This window comes from Pseudomonas sp. CFBP 8772 (assembly GCF_014841665.1).
Taxonomy (GTDB): Bacteria; Pseudomonadota; Gammaproteobacteria; order Pseudomonadales; family Pseudomonadaceae; genus Aquipseudomonas; species Aquipseudomonas graminis_B.
Genome location: NZ_JACYUI010000008.1, coordinates 96,281 through 112,024 on the forward strand (window position 1 = coordinate 96,281; position 15,744 = coordinate 112,024).

Sequence of the window (15,744 nt, forward strand, 5' to 3'; positions counted from 1 at the left end):
GCATCAGCGCCAATGTCCACGCTCAGCTTTTTTCAAGCGCCCCTGCCTTGAAGATGACTGCCAGGGCGAGCAATGGAGCGTAAGCAATGATCACGCCGAGTGCCCCGTCCAGCCCGAAACGGGTGACACCTACAGCGACCGGCAACAGCCAGCACAGATTGATTACACCAACTGCGGACGTCACGGGAAGGTGCTTGCCAAAACGGCGCGAGGCGAATTGATAAGCGTGACTTCTGTGCGCCTCATAGACCTTGTCGCCCCGAATGAGCCGACGGATGAGGGTTACGGTAGCGTCTACGATGAACACCCCGAGGAGGATAAGCCATACCCACAAGAACTGCGAGGAAATCCACGCGCCCTGCAGCGACAGACAACCGAGCATGATGCCGAGAAACCCGCTGCCGGCGTCGCCCATGAAGATCTTTGCCGGGGGGAAATTCCAGGCCAGAAAGCCCGCCACTGCGCACGCCAGCAGGACCGGCAGCCACACCAGCGTGGCGACACCGCTGAGGGCGTAGATGATCGCCGCACCGACGCAGACGCAGATCGCCTCAACGCTGGCAATGCCGTCGATGCCGTCCATGAAGTTGTACAGATTAAGCAGCCAGACCAGGTAAAACGCCGCCAGCACGTTGACGATCAAGCCCGGGGCGAGGGTCATGCCGAACACGCTGATCGGCGGAAGACCTCCCAGCCAGAACAACGCCCACGCCGCGGCGAAGAAATGCCCCAACAAGCGCCATCGCGCCGCGATGTGGCCGTGATCGTCGAGAAACCCCAGCGCCGCGATCACTGCGCCCGCGCCGAACATGGCCAGGAACGGATCGCGCCCTATCAGCCCTGCACAAAGCATCCAGACCAGTGCCACCAGGTAACTGATGACAATCGCCACACCGCCGCCCCGTGGCGTCGGGATCGTATGAGAGCTTCTACCGTTGGGAATATCGAGCAGGCTCTTGTGCAATGCATATCGTCGCAATACATGCGTCAGCGCAAACGACAACACCCCAACAGCAACCGCGACCCACCAATAATTCATGCTCGATCCGTAACCAGAAAATGCTCGACGGTCTTTTTCAGGCCGTCCTCTACCGACACCGGGGGCTGCCACTGCAACCGTTCGCGATTTTTGCTGATGTCCACCCGCAGCGAACCCAGCACCCGCTCGGCCGCCGATGTGCGACCCAACAGTGAGGCGCCGAGCATGATAAGGGATTCGGGGACGGGAATAAGCCAACCCGATGCCCCAATGTGCGATTTGAGGCGGGCGGCCAGTTCGGTGGTCGACAGGTCCCGGCCGTCGCTGACCAGAAAGACCTGGTTCGCGGCGGCAGGATGATCGATGCAGACGCGGATCAGGTCGATCAAATTGTCCAGCGAGACCAGGCTGCGCGCATTGTTCACCGAACCGAGCGGCAACGGCACACCTTTGCGCAGGGTGCGCATCAGTTGCAGGAAGTTCGCCTTGACGCCGGGCCCATACACCAGCACCGGACGGATGATCACCACCTCCATTGCAGAGGTCTTTGCCAGCGCCAGAAGGCCCTGTTCTGCTTCGTGCTTGGAGATGGCGTAGGGATCGCTCGGATTGGACGCGTCGTCCGGACGAAAGCATTGGCCCCGCGCAGTGGACTCGCCGTTGACCTTGATCGTGCTGATAAAGATGAAGCGCCGGACACCGGCTGCGGCGGCCTGCGCAGCGAGGTTCAGCGTGCCGAGGGTGTTGACCTCCCTGTACAGCGAAAGGGGGTCAGCCGCGGTGTCGTGCATGACATGCACCCGCGCTGCAGCATGAACGACCGTATCGACGTCGTGCAGCACTGCTTGCCATGGGGTGTCGGCAGTCAGCCCGGCAACAGTGGCCGTCGTGACGTTTGCAGAAGAATGGGGCATCGCCCGTCGGCTGACCGCAACAATGTGCGTGTCAGGCAGGTGTGCAAGGTGGTCAACCAGCGCTGTTCCCAAAAATCCCGAACTGCCTGTTACCAGGATTTTTCTGGTCATATCCGATCCATGCACATAAGAACCCGTCGTCAATCATGACGGCCGCTGCGGGGCAGCGGCGCCATTGTAGACGATTGGCTCGCGGCCCTGCCATTCAGTCAGCAGGACCGCGTGCCAAGTGCATCACTTGCCGTTGATCAGCGCTTCGATCTCTTTCACCTTGGCTTCGACCAGGGCTGGATCACGACGGCTTTCGACGTTCAGACGCAGCAACGGCTCGGTGTTCGAACCGCGCAGGTTGAAACGCCACTCAGCGAACTCAAGGCTGATGCCGTCGGTTCTGTCGATGTTCGAGCAGGACGGCGTGTAGTGCTCCAGGATCTTGGCGATGATGGATTTGACGTCGTCGACCTTGTAGTTGATCTCGCCGCTGCACGGGTAGGCCGCCATGCGCTCATCGACCAGCTGCGAGAACTTCTTGCCGGACACCGACATCAGTGCAGCGACCAGCAGCCACGGGATCATGCCGCTGTCGCAATAGGCGAAATCGCGGAAGTAGTGGTGCGCACTCATTTCGCCGCCATACACGGCGTCTTCAAGACGCATGCGCTCCTTGATAAAGGCGTGGCCGGTTTTGCACAGCACCGGCGTGCCGCCCGCCTGCTCGACCTGATCAATGGTGTTCCAGGTCAGGCGCGGGTCGTGAATGATTTTCGAGCCCGGGTGTTGCTTGAGTAGCATTTCTGCCAGCAGGCCCACCAGGTAGTAGCCCTCGACGAAACGGCCCTGCTCGTCAAAGAAGAAGCAACGGTCGAAATCGCCGTCCCAGGCCAGACCCAGGTCGCAACCGTGCTTGAGCAGCGCGTCGCGGGTGATGCTGCGGTTTTCCGGCAGCAGCGGGTTCGGTACGCCATTAGGGAAGTTGCCATCCGGCTCGGCGTTGATGATGACCCACTCGAACGGCAGCTGGGAGCGGATCGCCTCCAGTGCAGGACCGACCGCGCCATTGCCCGGATCAGCGAGGATCTTCAGTGGACGAAGATCGGCGTCTTTGACGTAGGTCAGCAGGTGCTGAATGTAGGCCGTTTTGTCCGGCTTGGACTGAACGCTGCCGTGCTGGGCGGCAACCTGACCGAAATCGCCCGCATCGACACGCTGGCGAATGGCATCAAGGCCGGTGTCACCGCTGATAGGACGAGACGACTTTTGCACCAGCTTCATGCCGTTATAACCCTTCGGGTTATGACTGGCCGTGACCATCACGCCGCCGTCTGCTTCGTAGTGGCTGGTGGCGAAATAGACTTCTTCGGTGCCGCACAGGCCGATGTCGATGACATCCGCGCCGGCTTCCTGGATGCCTTTGATCAAAGCTTGAGCCAAGGCCGGGCTTTCAAGACGCATGTCTCGGCCCACGACGATATTTTTGGCACCCAGTTCGACAACCATGGACCGCCCGATGCGGTACGCGATGTCATCGTCAAGGTCATTAGGCACCTGACCACGGATGTCGTAGGCCTTGAAGCAGCGAGTCTGAAGAGCGGGATAGTCGGAATTCATGTGTAAAAACCTATGCGACGAAAAAACCCGAAGGTTCCTCTGTTCAGTAGAAGCAGCTCGAATGAAGAACTGCACGCAACCCTCGCGCCTGAAAGCTTGAGGCGTGGGTTAGGCATTGGAAAAGGGAATTAGTTATAGGCGCGCTTGTAATTATCTTCAACGCAAGCGTTGAGGTGTCTGGCGCGCGGGGATTCTATCAGGGCAGGCGTGACGCTTTGGGCTTCCTGCGCAGACGCGCGACTGAAACCAACAGCGGGCCAATCAACATGCCCACCAGCAGTGCAAAGATCACCGGCACGGCAACAGGCAGCTCGGGCGCGTTCCAGCCAAAGAATACCAGTGCGACGGTTTGCTGGTTTTCCAGCACAAATACGAGAATCGCCGCTGCGATCAACAGGGCGATAACTAAAAAGATCAGACGCTTCACATTTCGCATGAGAACTCCTCAAAGAGCTATTGGAGCTCGTGCTCCTCTTCTTCGTTCACCCGGTCGCGGAGCTCTTTGCCTGGCTTGAAGTGAGGGACGAACTTGCCATCGAGGCTGACAGACTGGCCTGTCTTTGGATTGCGGCCTACGCGAGGCGCGCGATAATGCAGGGAAAAGCTGCCGAAGCCGCGTATTTCAATACGGTCGCCTGTCGCGAGGCACTGCGACATCTGCTCAAGCATGGTCTTGATGGCCAGCTCCACATCTTTGGATGAGAGCAGTCCTTGATGGGTGACAATTCGTTCGATCAACTCCGACTTCGTCATGTTTTTCCCTTCTTTTTCAAGCAGCTAGGTGAAGCGCTTTGAAGGTTTTAGCATGACCTGAAGCATTTGAACAGAGTATGTCCAGACTTAAATCAACCGAGCTTGAAGATCGTCAACAGGCACTGGCCGAACATGCCGCAAAAACACCCGCCCACAAAAAAGGGCGACCGAAGTCGCCCTTTTTCAATGGTCAGACAGAACTCAGTTCTGTTTTTCCATTTGAGCACGCAGCAGGTCACCCAGAGTGGTAGGACCAGTGCTTTCAGCGGTTTCAGGCTTGCTACGCAGGCTCTGAATCGCTTCTTTCTCGTCTTCAACGTCTTTCGACTTGATGGACAAGCTGATCACGCGGCTCTTGCGGTCAACGCTGATGATCTTGGCTTCGATCTCTTCGCCTTCTTTCAGAACGTTACGCGCATCTTCAACGCGGTCACGGCTGATTTCGGAGGCTTTGAGGGTCGCTTCGATGTCGTCGGCCAGAGTGATGATGGCGCCTTTGGCGTCAACTTCTTTAACGATACCGCGGACGATAGCGCCTTTGTCATTGACAGTGACGTACTCGGAGAACGGATCGCTTTCCAGCTGCTTGATGCCCAGCGAGATGCGCTCACGCTCTGGATCAACCGACAGGATCACGGTGTCAAGCTCGTCGCCCTTCTTGAAACGACGTACGGCTTCTTCGCCCACTTCGTTCCAGGAGATGTCGGACAGGTGAACCAGACCGTCGATGCCGCCGTCCAGACCAATGAAGATACCGAAATCGGTGATCGACTTGATGGTGCCGGAGATCTTGTCGCCCTTGTTGAACTGGCCAGAGAAATCTTCCCACGGGTTAGATTTGCACTGCTTGATGCCGAGGGAGATACGACGACGCTCTTCGTCGATGTCCAGAACCATGACTTCCACTTCGTCGCCAACCTGAACGACTTTAGACGGGTGGATGTTCTTGTTGGTCCAGTCCATTTCGGAAACGTGTACCAGGCCTTCCACGCCTTCTTCCAGCTCTGCGAAGCAGCCGTAGTCGGTCAGGTTGGTAACACGCGCGGTAACGCGAGTGCCTTCCGGGTAACGAGCCTTGATAGCAACCCATGGATCTTCACCCAGTTGCTTCAGACCCAGGGAAACACGATTGCGCTCGCGATCGTACTTCAGGACCTTTACATCGATCTCATCGCCAACGTTGACGATTTCCGATGGATGCTTGATGCGCTTCCAGGCCATGTCGGTGATGTGCAGCAGGCCATCGACGCCACCCAGATCGACGAATGCGCCGTAATCGGTGAGGTTCTTGACGATACCCTTGACCTGTTGGCCTTCCTGCAGCGATTCCAGCAGAGCTTCGCGCTCGGCGCTGTTTTCGGCTTCCAGGACACTGCGACGGGAAACGACAACGTTGTTGCGCTTCTGGTCCAGCTTGATGACCTTGAATTCCAGCTCTTTGCCTTCCAGGTGCGTGGTGTCGCGCACTGGACGGACGTCAACCAGAGAACCTGGCAGGAACGCACGGATGCCGTTAACGTCGACTGTGAAGCCGCCTTTAACCTTACCGTTGATAACGCCCTTGACCACTTCCTCAGCTGCGAAAGCCGCTTCCAGAACGATCCAGCACTCGGCACGCTTGGCTTTTTCGCGGGACAGCTTGGTTTCGCCAAAGCCGTCTTCGACCGCGTCCAGCGCAACGTGGACTTCATCGCCGATCTTGATGGTCAGCTCGCCAGCATCGTTGTGGAACTGCTCCAGCGGGATGAGGCCTTCGGACTTCAGACCAGCGTGAACGGTGACCCAACCAGCCTGGTAATCGATATCGACGATGATCGCGGTGATGATCGAACCGGCCTGAAGGTTAAGAGTCTTTAGGCTTTCTTCGAAAAGTTCAGCAAAGCTTTCGCTCATTTTAATTCCTGTTGATAAGGGCGAAGAATACGCCCATCTGCCACGCTCCAGACAACGTGGGTTTCGTTCATATGAAAGAAAGCCTGCGGGACTATGACTGGTCTCCCACATGGCTTTCTGGTCATCCGGCGAGATCGCGGAGTGCGACTTCACTCAGGATGCGTTCAAGCACCTGCTCGATGGACAATTCGGTGGAATCCAGCTGAATGGCGTCATGCGCCGGCTTGAGCGGGGCTACCGCTCGCTGGGTGTCACGCTCGTCGCGGACACGGATCTCATCTAGCAGACTCGGCAGACTAACATCGTCACCCTTGGCCTTCAACTGCAAATATCGCCGTCGGGCACGCTCGTCGACGCTGGCCGTCAGAAAAATCTTCAACGGCGCGCCGGGAAAGACCACCGTGCCCATGTCGCGGCCGTCGGCAATCAGGCCCGGAAACTCCTGAAACGCCCGCTGGCGCTGCAGCAGTGCTTCACGAACAGCGGGCAACGACGCCACCTGCGACGCGCCACTGCCGACATGCTCATTGCGGATGGCCGACGTCACGTCCTCCCCTTCGAGGATAATGCGCTGACCGTGGTCATCGGTCGCTGCCATGAACTGCACGTCCAGGTGCGCAGCCAGCAGTTTCAGTGCTTCTTCATTGGTCAGATCGACGCCATGGTTGACGGCCGCGAAGGCCAGCAGCCGATACAGCGCGCCGGAATCCAGCAGGGACCAGCCCAGACGTTTGGCCAGCTTGCCGGCCACCGTGCCCTTCCCGGAACCGCTGGGTCCGTCGATCGTAATGACCGGAGCTTGAACTTTCACGATTGCCCCTCTTGCGTTACACGAATACCCACCTGAGCACACAGCGTCAGGAAACTGGGAAATGAAGTCGCCACATTGGCGCAGTCCCGGATATGAATCGGGCTGGCCGCACGCAGCGACGCGATACTGAATGCCATGGCGATGCGGTGATCGCCCTGCGCGTTGATTTCACCACCGCCGAGGTTTCCACCATCAATAATGATGCCATCTGCGGTCGTTTCAACGTTTATGCCGAGCGTCGCCAGACCGTTGGCCATGGCGCCAAGGCGGTCTGATTCCTTGACGCGCAATGCCTGAGCGCCCTTGAGGACCGTTCGCCCTTCGGCGCAAGCGGCGGCAATCAAGAGCGCCGGGAGCTCGTCAGTGGCCAGCGGTATCAGGGCCAGCGGGATATCGATACCCCTGAGACGGGCATGGCGCACGTGCAGATCAGCCACCGGCTCACCGCCCGCATCGCGCGGGTTGTCCAGCGTGATGTCCGCGCCCATCAGGCGCAGGATATCGATGACGCCCGAGCGCGTCGGGTTCACACCCACCCCCTCGAGGATCAAATCCGAGCCCTCAGCGATGGAGGCTGCCACCAGAAAGAACGCCGCCGAAGAAATATCGGCGGGCACTTCGATGCGGGCGGCCTTGAGCTCAACCCCTGACTGCAACGCGACTGTCGCGTCATGAGCGGAAACCGAATGACCCAACCCTTGCAGCATGCGCTCGGTGTGGTCCCGGGTCGGGGCTGGCTCATGCACCATCGTTGTGCCATTTGCGTAGAGACCGGCGAGCAACAGCGCGGATTTCACCTGAGCGCTGGGCAATGGCATGTCGTAGCGGATGGCCTGAAGACCCTGCCCGCCGCGAAGGGTCAGCGGCGGCCGGCCGTCTTCTGCGGTGTCGATCACGGCGCCCATCTGGCGCAACGGTTCGACGACACGGGTCATCGAATGCCGTGACAGCGAGGCATCGCCGGTCAGCACGCTGTCGAATCGCTGCCCGGCCAACAGGCCACAGAGCAGGCGCATCGACGTGCCCGAGTTACCCAGATAAAGCGGTCCCGGCGCAGGTCGCAGCCCGTTGAGGCCGACGCCATGAATGGTCAGGCGACCGTGGTGTGGGCCCTCGATGACCACGCCCAAGTCGCGGAATGCCTGCAACGTTGCCAGCGCGTCCTCACTTTCGAGAAAGCCTTCGACGACGCTGGTGCCCTGGGCCAGGGACCCGAGCATGATCGCCCGATGGGAAATCGACTTGTCACCCGGCACGCGAACCCGCCCCCGGACAACGCCGCCAGGCTTCCCGATAAACTTCAGGTCGGCGCACGTGGCTTGTTCGACGTAGGCACGACGGGCAAGGATCTTGCCGAAATGCTCGCGGGCGACCCGGGCCCGGGTGAACACACCGAGCAACTGGTGGCCATCGCCTGCATCCACGGCATCGCGCAGCGCATCAAGGTCGCTGCGGAAGGTGTCGAGGGTGCGCAGCACCGCCTCGCGATTCGCCAGGAAGATGTCATGCCACATCACCGGATCACTGCCGGCGATGCGCGTGAAGTCGCGGAAGCCCCCCGCCGCATAGCGGAAGATGTCGAGGTTTTCGTTACGTTTGGCCAGCGAATCCACCAGGCCGAACGCCAGAAGGTGCGGCAAATGACTGGTCGCCGCCAGCACTTCATCGTGGCGCTCGACCTGCATGTGCTCGACGTCGGCGCCCAGTGCCGACCAGAGACGGTCAACCAGCGCCAGCGCCAATGGGTCGGTTTCGGCCAGTGGCGTGAGGATGACTTTGTGCCGCTTGAACAGCTCGGCGTTGGAGGCTTCCACTCCGCTCTGCTCGGAGCCGGCAATCGGGTGGCCGGGCACGAAGCGCGGCGGCATCACACCGAACGCTTCACGCGCGGCGCGGACCACATTGCCTTTGGCGCTACCGACGTCGGTCAGCACGGCATTGCCCAGGTCCAATCCAGCCAGTACGCCGAGGAGTTTTTCCATGGCCAGAATCGGCACGGCCAATTGAATGACGTCAGCCCCTACGCAGGCGGCAGCGAGAGTGTCTTCACAGCGATCGACCACGCCCAGCTCCACGGCCAGTGTGCGCGATTGCGGATCGAGATCGACGCCCACGACTTCGCGACACAGGCCACTCTCCTTCAAGCCCTTGGCGAACGACCCTCCGATCAGGCCGAGCCCGACCACCACCAGGCGGCCGATCATAGGCGCAGCGGGTTGCAGCGACGTGACATCAACCACGTGCCAGAACCTTGCTCAACGCCTCGATGAAACGACTGTTCTCGCTCGGCAAACCGATGCTCACCCGCAGGTGATTGGGCATGCCATAACCACCAATCGGGCGAACGATCACACCTTCACGCAGCAATCCTTCGTAAACCGAAGCGGCCTCGCGGCCCAGGTCTACGGCGATGAAGTTGGCTTTGGAGGGAATCCAGCTCAGGCCCATCTGACCAAGCCCCTCTTCCAACTGCTGCATGCCGGCTTCATTGAGCTGACGGCTTCGCGCAACGTAGTCCACGTCGCCCAGAGCAGCGCAAGCGGCGGCCAGCGCGAGGCTGTTGACGTTGAACGGCTGACGCACGCGGTTCAGCACGTCGGCCACGACCGGCGAGGACAACCCATAGCCGACGCGCAACGACGCCAGGCCATAGGCCTTGGAAAACGTCCGCGACACCAGCAGGTTTGGATAGGCGCTCAGGAAGTTAAGCCCGTCAGGCAGCTCGGCGCTTTCGGCGTATTCGATGTAGGCCTCGTCCAGCACGACCAACACGTTGTCAGGCACCTGCGCGAGGAAATCCGCCAGCGCGCTTGGCCCGAACCAGGTCCCGGTGGGGTTGTTGGGGTTGGCGATGAAGACGACTCGGGTGTTGCTGTCGATGGCGGCGAGCATGGCCGGCAGGTCGTGACCCCACGCCTTTGCCCTGGCGACGTGAGCAGTCGCGCCCACGGCCTGGGTGACAATCGGATAGATGGCGAACGCGTGTTCACTGAACACCGCATTCAGCCCCGGCGCCAGATAGGCACGGGCGACGATTTCCAGAATGTCGTTGGAGCCGTTGCCCAGCGTCACTTGCTCGGGCTGCACGCCACAGGCTTGCGACAGCCGCTGCTTGAGCTCGAAACCGTTGCCGTCCGGGTAGCGGGTCAATTCCGCCAGCGCGTCGTTGATCGCCTGCAACGCCTTGGGGCTGGCGCCCATCGGGTTTTCATTGCTCGCCAGCTTGATGATGCGCGCCGGATCGATATCCAGTTCACGCGCCAGTTCGTCCACCGGTTTGCCGGGAACGTAAGGCGATAGTTTTTGCACGCCGGGCTGTGCCAGCGTGAGGAAGTCGCCGCTCATTTACCGCTTTACCTCTTCAGTGAAACCCGTAGGGCTACAAGTCCGGACGCAGGATCAAAGCACTGCCTTCGGATAGGAACCCAACACCTTGAGCGCCACGGCTTCCTGGCTGATCTGCTCGAGAACGGCCTTGATCAGCGGGTCGCGGTGGTGGCCGACGAAATCGATGAAGAACACGTAGGTCCATTTCCCGCTTCGCGAGGGACGCGTCTCGATGCGCGTCAGGTCGATGCCGTTTTGGTGAAACGGCACCAGCAGTTCATGCAGCGCGCCCGGCTTGTTGCTCATCGACACAATGATCGACGTTTTGTCGTCACCGGTCGGCGGCACTTCCTGATTGCCGATCATAAGGAAACGCGTGGCGTTGTCCGGACGGTCTTCGATCTTCTCGGCAATCCGCGTCAGGCCGTAAAGGCCCGCCGCCATGTCACCGGCGATCGCCGCCGAGTTCCACTCGCCCTTGACCCGCTTGGCCGCATCGGCGTTGCTGGCAACGGCGATGCGCTCGACGTTCGGGTAGTGCGCGTCCAGCCACTTGCGGCATTGCGCCAGGGACTGGGCGTGGGAATAGATGCGGCTGATGCTGTCAGTCTTGGTGCTTTCGCCCACCAGCAGATGATGGTGAATGCGCAGCTCGACTTCGCCACAGATCACCATGTCGTGCTCAAGGAAGCTGTCCAGCGTGTGGTTGACTGCACCTTCGGTGGAGTTCTCCACCGGGACGACGCCGAAATTCACCGCACCGGCGGCCACTTCACGGAACACTTCATCGATCGCAGCCATCGGCTTGCTGATGACGGCGTGGCCGAAATGCTTCAGCGCGGCAGCCTGGGTGAACGTGCCTTCAGGACCCAGATAAGCGACCTTGAGCGGCTGCTCCAGCGCCAGGCACGAGGACATGATTTCGCGGAACAGCCGCGCCATCTCTTCGTTGCTCAACGGGCCACGGTTACGCTCCATGACACGTTTAAGGACCGCCGCTTCACGCTCAGGCCGGTAGAACACCGGCACCTCGCCCGCTGGCAGGTCGGCCATCTTGACCCGGGCGACTTCCTGGGCGCAGCGGGCGCGTTCGCTGATCAGCTCCAGAACCTTTTCGTCCAGGCTGTCGATGCGGACCCGCAGGGCCTTGAGTGCTTGTTCAGACATTAGCCGTGTTCCTTCTCGAACTCTGCCATGTACGCGGTCAGGGCGTTGACCGCACTGAGGTCGATGGCATTGTAGATGGACGCGCGCATGCCGCCGACCGAACGGTGGCCTTTGAGGTTGAGCAGGTTGCGCGCTTCGGCACCCGCGAGGAACGGCTTGTCCAGGCGATCATCGGCCAGACGGAACGGCACGTTCATCCACGAGCGGTCGGACGGGTTGATCGGGTTGCTGTACAGGCCGCTGGCATCGATGAAGTCGTACAGCGTGCGCTGCTTGAGTTCATTGCGCGTGGCCATGGCTTCGACACCGCCCTGCTCTTTCAGCCATTCGAAGACCAGACCGGACAGGTACCAGGCCAGCGTCGGCGGCGTGTTGTACATCGAGCCGTTGTCGGCCGCGACCTTGTAGTTGAGCATCGTCGGGCACAGGGAACGCGCGCGACCCAGCAGGTCCTCGCGGATGATCGCCACGACGATGCCGCTCGGGCCGATGTTCTTCTGGGCGCCCGCGAAGATCATGCCGAAACGCGAAACGTCGAGGCGGCGCGAGAGGATGTCCGAAGACATGTCGGCGACCAGCGGCACGTCGCCGGTTTCCGGAATCCAGTTGAATTGCAGACCGCCAATGGTCTCGTTGGGCACGTAGTGAACGTAGGCCGCGTCTTTCGACAGCTTCCACTCGCTCTGGCCGGGAATGGCGAAATAATCGGCGGGTTTGGCGCTGGCAGCGACATTGATGTTGCCGTAGCGCGACGCTTCTTCAATGGCTTTCTGCGACCAGATGCCGGTGTCGATGTAGTCGGCCGTGCCGTTTTCAGGCAGCAGGTTCAATGGAACCTGAGCGAATTGCTGGCTGCCGCCACCTTGAAGAAACAGCACTTTGTAATGGGAGGGGATGGACAGCAGATCGCGAAAATCCTGCTCCGCCTTGGTGGCGATGGAGACGAACTCGTCGCTGCGATGGCTCATTTCCATGACGGACAGGCCTTTGCCATGCCAGTCCAGGAGTTCGGCCTGGGCACGCAGCAGAACAGCTTCAGGGAGCGCGGCAGGACCTGCGCAGAAGTTAAAGGCTCGCTTGCTCATATCCACTCTCGTCGTGTCACTGAATTAATTTGGAACGGGTGAAGTGCGGGGAAGTGCGGAAGGTGCTCGTTTCATTACGATCACCCGTTACCGGAACTGTTGACCGGCGCGTAGGGCATCGGTCAAAAAGGGGGGGCTGTCGCCAGCCCCCCCTCTCGGCGTTACTCCTGCGGCTCTTCTTCGTCAGCCGCGGGATCCGCTTGCGCATCGTCAGCGGACTCGTCGGTGTCGACGGCGCCAATCACGTCAGCATCAACCTCTTCGCCTTCGAACGCTTCGCCGTCCAGCTCTTCGCCCTCGACTTCCGATGGCTCCTGGACGCGCTCCAGACCGACCAGTTTCTCGTCCTTGGCCAGCTTGATCAGGGTCACGCCCTGAGTATTGCGGCCCAGACTCGAAACTTCGCCAACACGGGTACGCACCAGCGTGCCCTGGTCGGAAATCAGCATGATCTCCTCGCCTTCCTGCACCTGAACGGCGCCGACCAGACGGCCGTTACGCTCGTTGCTGACCATGGCGATCACGCCCTGACCGCCACGCTTGTACTCAGGGAATTCGGTGATCGCGGTACGCTTGCCGTAGCCACGCTCGGAAGCGGTGAGGATCTGGCTGCCCTGCTCCGGGATCAGCATGGAAATCAGCTTCTGACCTTCCGGCAGACGCATGCCGCGCACACCGCGAGCCGTACGGCCCATGGCGCGCACTTCGGATTCCTTGAAGCGGGTGACCTTGCCGCCGTCGGAGAACAGCATGATTTCCTGCTCGCCATCGGTAACCGCGGCCGAGATCAAGATGTCGCCTTCGTCCAGCTCCAGCGCAATCAGGCCGACGCTGCGTTGACGACTGAACGCCACCAGCGGGGTCTTCTTGACGGTGCCGTTGGCGGTCGACATGAAGATGAACGGCGCCTTCTTCTTGTCAGCAGCCTTGATGCGCGCCTTGCGCTCTTCTTCGGTCTCGTTGCTGTTTTCGAGGTCTTCGGCCTCGGCATCCACACCTTCGGCTTCTTCTTCGTCAGCACGCTTGCGCATGGCTTCGAGATCGACCGGCAGCATGGTGGTGATGTATTCGCCTTCGCTCAGCGGCAACAGGTTGACCAGCGGACGACCACGGGCAGCGCGGGACGCTTCCGGGATCTCGTAGGTCTTGAGCCAGTACACCTTGCCTTTGCTGGAGAACATCAGCAGCGTGGTGTGGCTGTTGGCGACCAGCAGGTGAGCGATGTAGTCCTCATCCTTGACGCCGGTGGCCGACTTGCCTTTGCCGCCGCGACGCTGGGCCTGATAGACAGCCAGCGGTTGAGTCTTGGCGTAGCCACCATGGGAGATGGTCACGACGCGCTCTTCTTCCGGGATCATGTCGCCGAGGGTCAGGTCCAGGCGCGCATCGAGGATCTCGGTGCGACGCACATCGCCGTACTCGGCGCGGATCAGCTCGAGCTCTTCGCGGATGACTTCCATCAGGCGCGTGGCGCTGTTGAGGATGCGCAGCAGCTCGCCGATCTGAGTCAGGATTTCCTGGTACTCGGTCAGCAGCTTTTCGTGTTCCAGACCGGTCAGGCGGTGCAGACGCAGCTCGAGGATGGCCTGGGCCTGTTCCGGCGACAGGAAATACTTGCCGTCTCGCATGCCGTACTGAGGATCGAGGTTTTCCGGGCGGGACGATTCGGCGCCCGCGCGCTCGACCATCTCGACCACGGCGCTGGATTCCCACGGCGTGCTGATCAGCCCTTCTTTGGCTTCGGCCGGGGTCGGCGAGGCTTTGATGAGGGCGATGACCGGGTCGATGTTCGACAGGGCAACGGCCTGACCTTCAAGAATGTGACCACGCTCGCGGGCCTTGCGCAGTTCGAACACAGTACGGCGGGTAACGACTTCGCGACGGTGACGAATGAAGGCTTCCAGCAGGTCCTTGAGGTTCAGGATGCGTGGGCGGCCGTCGATCAGCGCAACGATGTTGATACCGAAGACGCTTTGCAGTTGGGTCTGGGCGTAGAGATTGTTGAGGATGACCTCAGGCACTTCGCCGCGACGCAGCTCGATGACCACGCGCATGCCGTCCTTGTCGGACTCGTCGCGCAGTTCGGTGATGCCTTCAAGCTTCTTCTCTTTAACCAGCTCGGCGATCTTCTCGATCAGACGCGCCTTGTTCAGCTGGTACGGCAGCTCGGTGATGACGATCTGCTGGCGACCACCGACCTTGCCGATGTCTTCGACAATGGAGCGGGCGCGCATGTAAATGCGGCCACGGCCCGTCTTGTAAGCTTCTACGATGCCGGCACGACCGTTGATGATCGCGGCAGTCGGGAAGTCGGGGCCGGGGATGTACTGCATCAACTCGTCGACGGTGAGGTCGCCGTTGTCGATCAGCGCCAGGCAGCCGTCGATGACTTCACCGAGGTTGTGCGGCGGAATATTGGTCGCCATGCCCACGGCGATACCGCTGGAGCCGTTGACGAGCAGGTTGGGAATACGGGTCGGCATGACCGCAGGAATCTGTTCGGTGCCGTCGTAGTTCGGCACCCAGTCCACGGTTTCCTTGTGCAGGTCAGCCAGCAGCTCGTGGGCCAGCTTGGTCATGCGCACTTCGGTGTATCGCATGGCGGCGGCGTTGTCGCCGTCCACCGAACCGAAGTTGCCCTGACCGTCTACCAGCAGGTAGCGCAGGGAAAAGGGTTGGGCCATACGAACGATGGTGTCGTAGACCGCGGTGTCGCCATGCGGGTGGTACTTACCGATAACGTCACCGACCACACGGGCGGATTTCTTGTACGGCTTGTTCCAGTCGTTACCCAGTTCGCTCATCGCGAACAGTACCCGACGGTGCACGGGCTTCAAGCCGTCGCGCGCATCGGGGAGAGCACGTCCGACGATGACGCTCATCGCGTAGTCGAGGTAGGACTGCTTCAGCTCGTCTTCGATATTGACCGGGAGGATTTCTTTGGCCAGTTCGCCCATGAGAAGCCTGATTCCTTTTTCTGGTGAAACCGCGTTCAGCCATCCGGGATGAACGAGGCTTGCCGCTGCCGACGATTGTCAGGCAACGACTTACGACAAATCAGCGAGTTATGCCATGAATGTGCGCAGTCATAAGGGTCGCCATGCGCCCCTTTGGAAACCGCCGGATGGTACCACAATCGCCGTCAGGCACGAAGTGTTTGCAGGCGCCGCGAACAAGCCGTTTCGCCAGCAGACGCCTGAGAAGCGC

At 60.5% G+C, this 15,744-nt stretch carries 12 protein-coding genes; all 12 read right to left on the bottom strand.

Translation table 11 applies throughout. The features are described 5' to 3' along the window. Positions 1 to 22: 22 nt before the first annotated feature. The gene (locus tag IFT99_RS17150; RefSeq protein WP_192133786.1) at positions 23 to 1,039 is read right to left on the bottom strand and encodes an MraY family glycosyltransferase; all 1,017 of its coding nucleotides are present in this window, start codon (positions 1,037 to 1,039) and stop codon (positions 23 to 25) included. Further along, a complete protein-coding gene (locus IFT99_RS17155) occupies positions 1,036 to 2,004 on the bottom strand; it encodes an NAD-dependent epimerase/dehydratase family protein (RefSeq protein ID WP_192134053.1) in 969 nt (322 codons plus the stop codon). The genes IFT99_RS17150 and IFT99_RS17155 overlap by 4 nt, the downstream gene beginning before the upstream one ends. 123 nt (positions 2,005 to 2,127) lie before the next feature. Then, the gene (locus IFT99_RS17160; protein ID WP_065992989.1) at positions 2,128 to 3,501 is read right to left on the bottom strand and encodes a phosphomannomutase/phosphoglucomutase; all 1,374 of its coding nucleotides are present in this window, start codon (positions 3,499 to 3,501) and stop codon (positions 2,128 to 2,130) included. Positions 3,502 to 3,697: 196 nt separating this feature from the next. Further along, positions 3,698 to 3,937 (bottom strand): LapA family protein, encoded by a 240-nt coding sequence (locus IFT99_RS17165; protein WP_192133788.1) that lies wholly within the window; start codon positions 3,935 to 3,937, stop codon positions 3,698 to 3,700. A 17-nt stretch (positions 3,938 to 3,954) separates the two neighbouring features. Beyond that, on the bottom strand, positions 3,955 to 4,254 hold the full coding sequence (gene ihfB / locus IFT99_RS17170; RefSeq protein ID WP_037011901.1) for an integration host factor subunit beta: 300 nt from the start codon (positions 4,252 to 4,254) through the stop codon (positions 3,955 to 3,957). Between the two features lie 201 nt (positions 4,255 to 4,455). Further along, a complete protein-coding gene (rpsA, locus tag IFT99_RS17175; RefSeq protein ID WP_065992985.1) occupies positions 4,456 to 6,147 on the bottom strand; it encodes a 30S ribosomal protein S1 in 1,692 nt (563 codons plus the stop codon). A gap of 121 nt (positions 6,148 to 6,268) precedes the next feature. Continuing rightward, entirely contained in the window at positions 6,269 to 6,958 is a 690-nt protein-coding gene (cmk, locus tag IFT99_RS17180; protein WP_065992981.1) for a (d)CMP kinase, read from the bottom strand. Further along, positions 6,955 to 9,162 carry a bifunctional prephenate dehydrogenase/3-phosphoshikimate 1-carboxyvinyltransferase gene (locus tag IFT99_RS17185; RefSeq protein ID WP_244657012.1) on the bottom strand — a complete coding sequence of 736 codons (2,208 nt, stop codon included), beginning with the start codon at positions 9,160 to 9,162 and terminating at the stop codon, positions 6,955 to 6,957. Before IFT99_RS17185 ends, cmk begins: the two co-directional genes overlap by 4 nt. Positions 9,163 to 9,190: 28 nt before the next feature. Then, positions 9,191 to 10,303: a histidinol-phosphate transaminase gene (gene hisC, locus IFT99_RS17190; protein WP_192133791.1), complete on the bottom strand. Its 1,113-nt coding sequence runs from the start codon at positions 10,301 to 10,303 to the stop codon at positions 9,191 to 9,193. 54 nt (positions 10,304 to 10,357) lie between these two features. Further along, positions 10,358 to 11,452, bottom strand: coding sequence for a prephenate dehydratase (gene pheA, locus IFT99_RS17195; protein WP_065992977.1), 1,095 nt, complete (start codon positions 11,450 to 11,452; stop codon positions 10,358 to 10,360). After that, entirely contained in the window at positions 11,452 to 12,537 is a 1,086-nt protein-coding gene (serC, locus tag IFT99_RS17200) for a 3-phosphoserine/phosphohydroxythreonine transaminase (RefSeq protein ID WP_065992975.1), read from the bottom strand. Before serC ends, pheA begins: the two co-directional genes overlap by 1 nt. Before the next feature lie 161 nt (positions 12,538 to 12,698). Then, positions 12,699 to 15,494: a DNA gyrase subunit A gene (gene gyrA / locus IFT99_RS17205; RefSeq protein ID WP_192133793.1), complete on the bottom strand. Its 2,796-nt coding sequence runs from the start codon at positions 15,492 to 15,494 to the stop codon at positions 12,699 to 12,701. Between the last annotated feature and the right edge of the window lie 250 nt (positions 15,495 to 15,744).

Coding starts and splice junctions, on each gene's coding strand:
- IFT99_RS17150 (WP_192133786.1), bottom strand. CDS start 1,039: ATGAATTATTGGTGGGTCGCGGTTGCTGTTGGGGTGTTGTCGTTTGCG.
- IFT99_RS17155 (WP_192134053.1), bottom strand. CDS start 2,004: ATGACCAGAAAAATCCTGGTAACAGGCAGTTCGGGATTTTTGGGAACA.
- IFT99_RS17160 (WP_065992989.1), bottom strand. CDS start 3,501: ATGAATTCCGACTATCCCGCTCTTCAGACTCGCTGCTTCAAGGCCTAC.
- IFT99_RS17165 (WP_192133788.1), bottom strand. CDS start 3,937: ATGCGAAATGTGAAGCGTCTGATCTTTTTAGTTATCGCCCTGTTGATC.
- ihfB (WP_037011901.1), bottom strand. CDS start 4,254: ATGACGAAGTCGGAGTTGATCGAACGAATTGTCACCCATCAAGGACTG.
- rpsA (WP_065992985.1), bottom strand. CDS start 6,147: ATGAGCGAAAGCTTTGCTGAACTTTTCGAAGAAAGCCTAAAGACTCTT.
- IFT99_RS17185 (WP_244657012.1), bottom strand. CDS start 9,162: ATGATCGGCCGCCTGGTGGTGGTCGGGCTCGGCCTGATCGGAGGGTCG.
- hisC (WP_192133791.1), bottom strand. CDS start 10,303: ATGAGCGGCGACTTCCTCACGCTGGCACAGCCCGGCGTGCAAAAACTA.
- pheA (WP_065992977.1), bottom strand. CDS start 11,452: ATGTCTGAACAAGCACTCAAGGCCCTGCGGGTCCGCATCGACAGCCTG.
- serC (WP_065992975.1), bottom strand. CDS start 12,537: ATGAGCAAGCGAGCCTTTAACTTCTGCGCAGGTCCTGCCGCGCTCCCT.
- gyrA (WP_192133793.1), bottom strand. CDS start 15,494: ATGGGCGAACTGGCCAAAGAAATCCTCCCGGTCAATATCGAAGACGAG.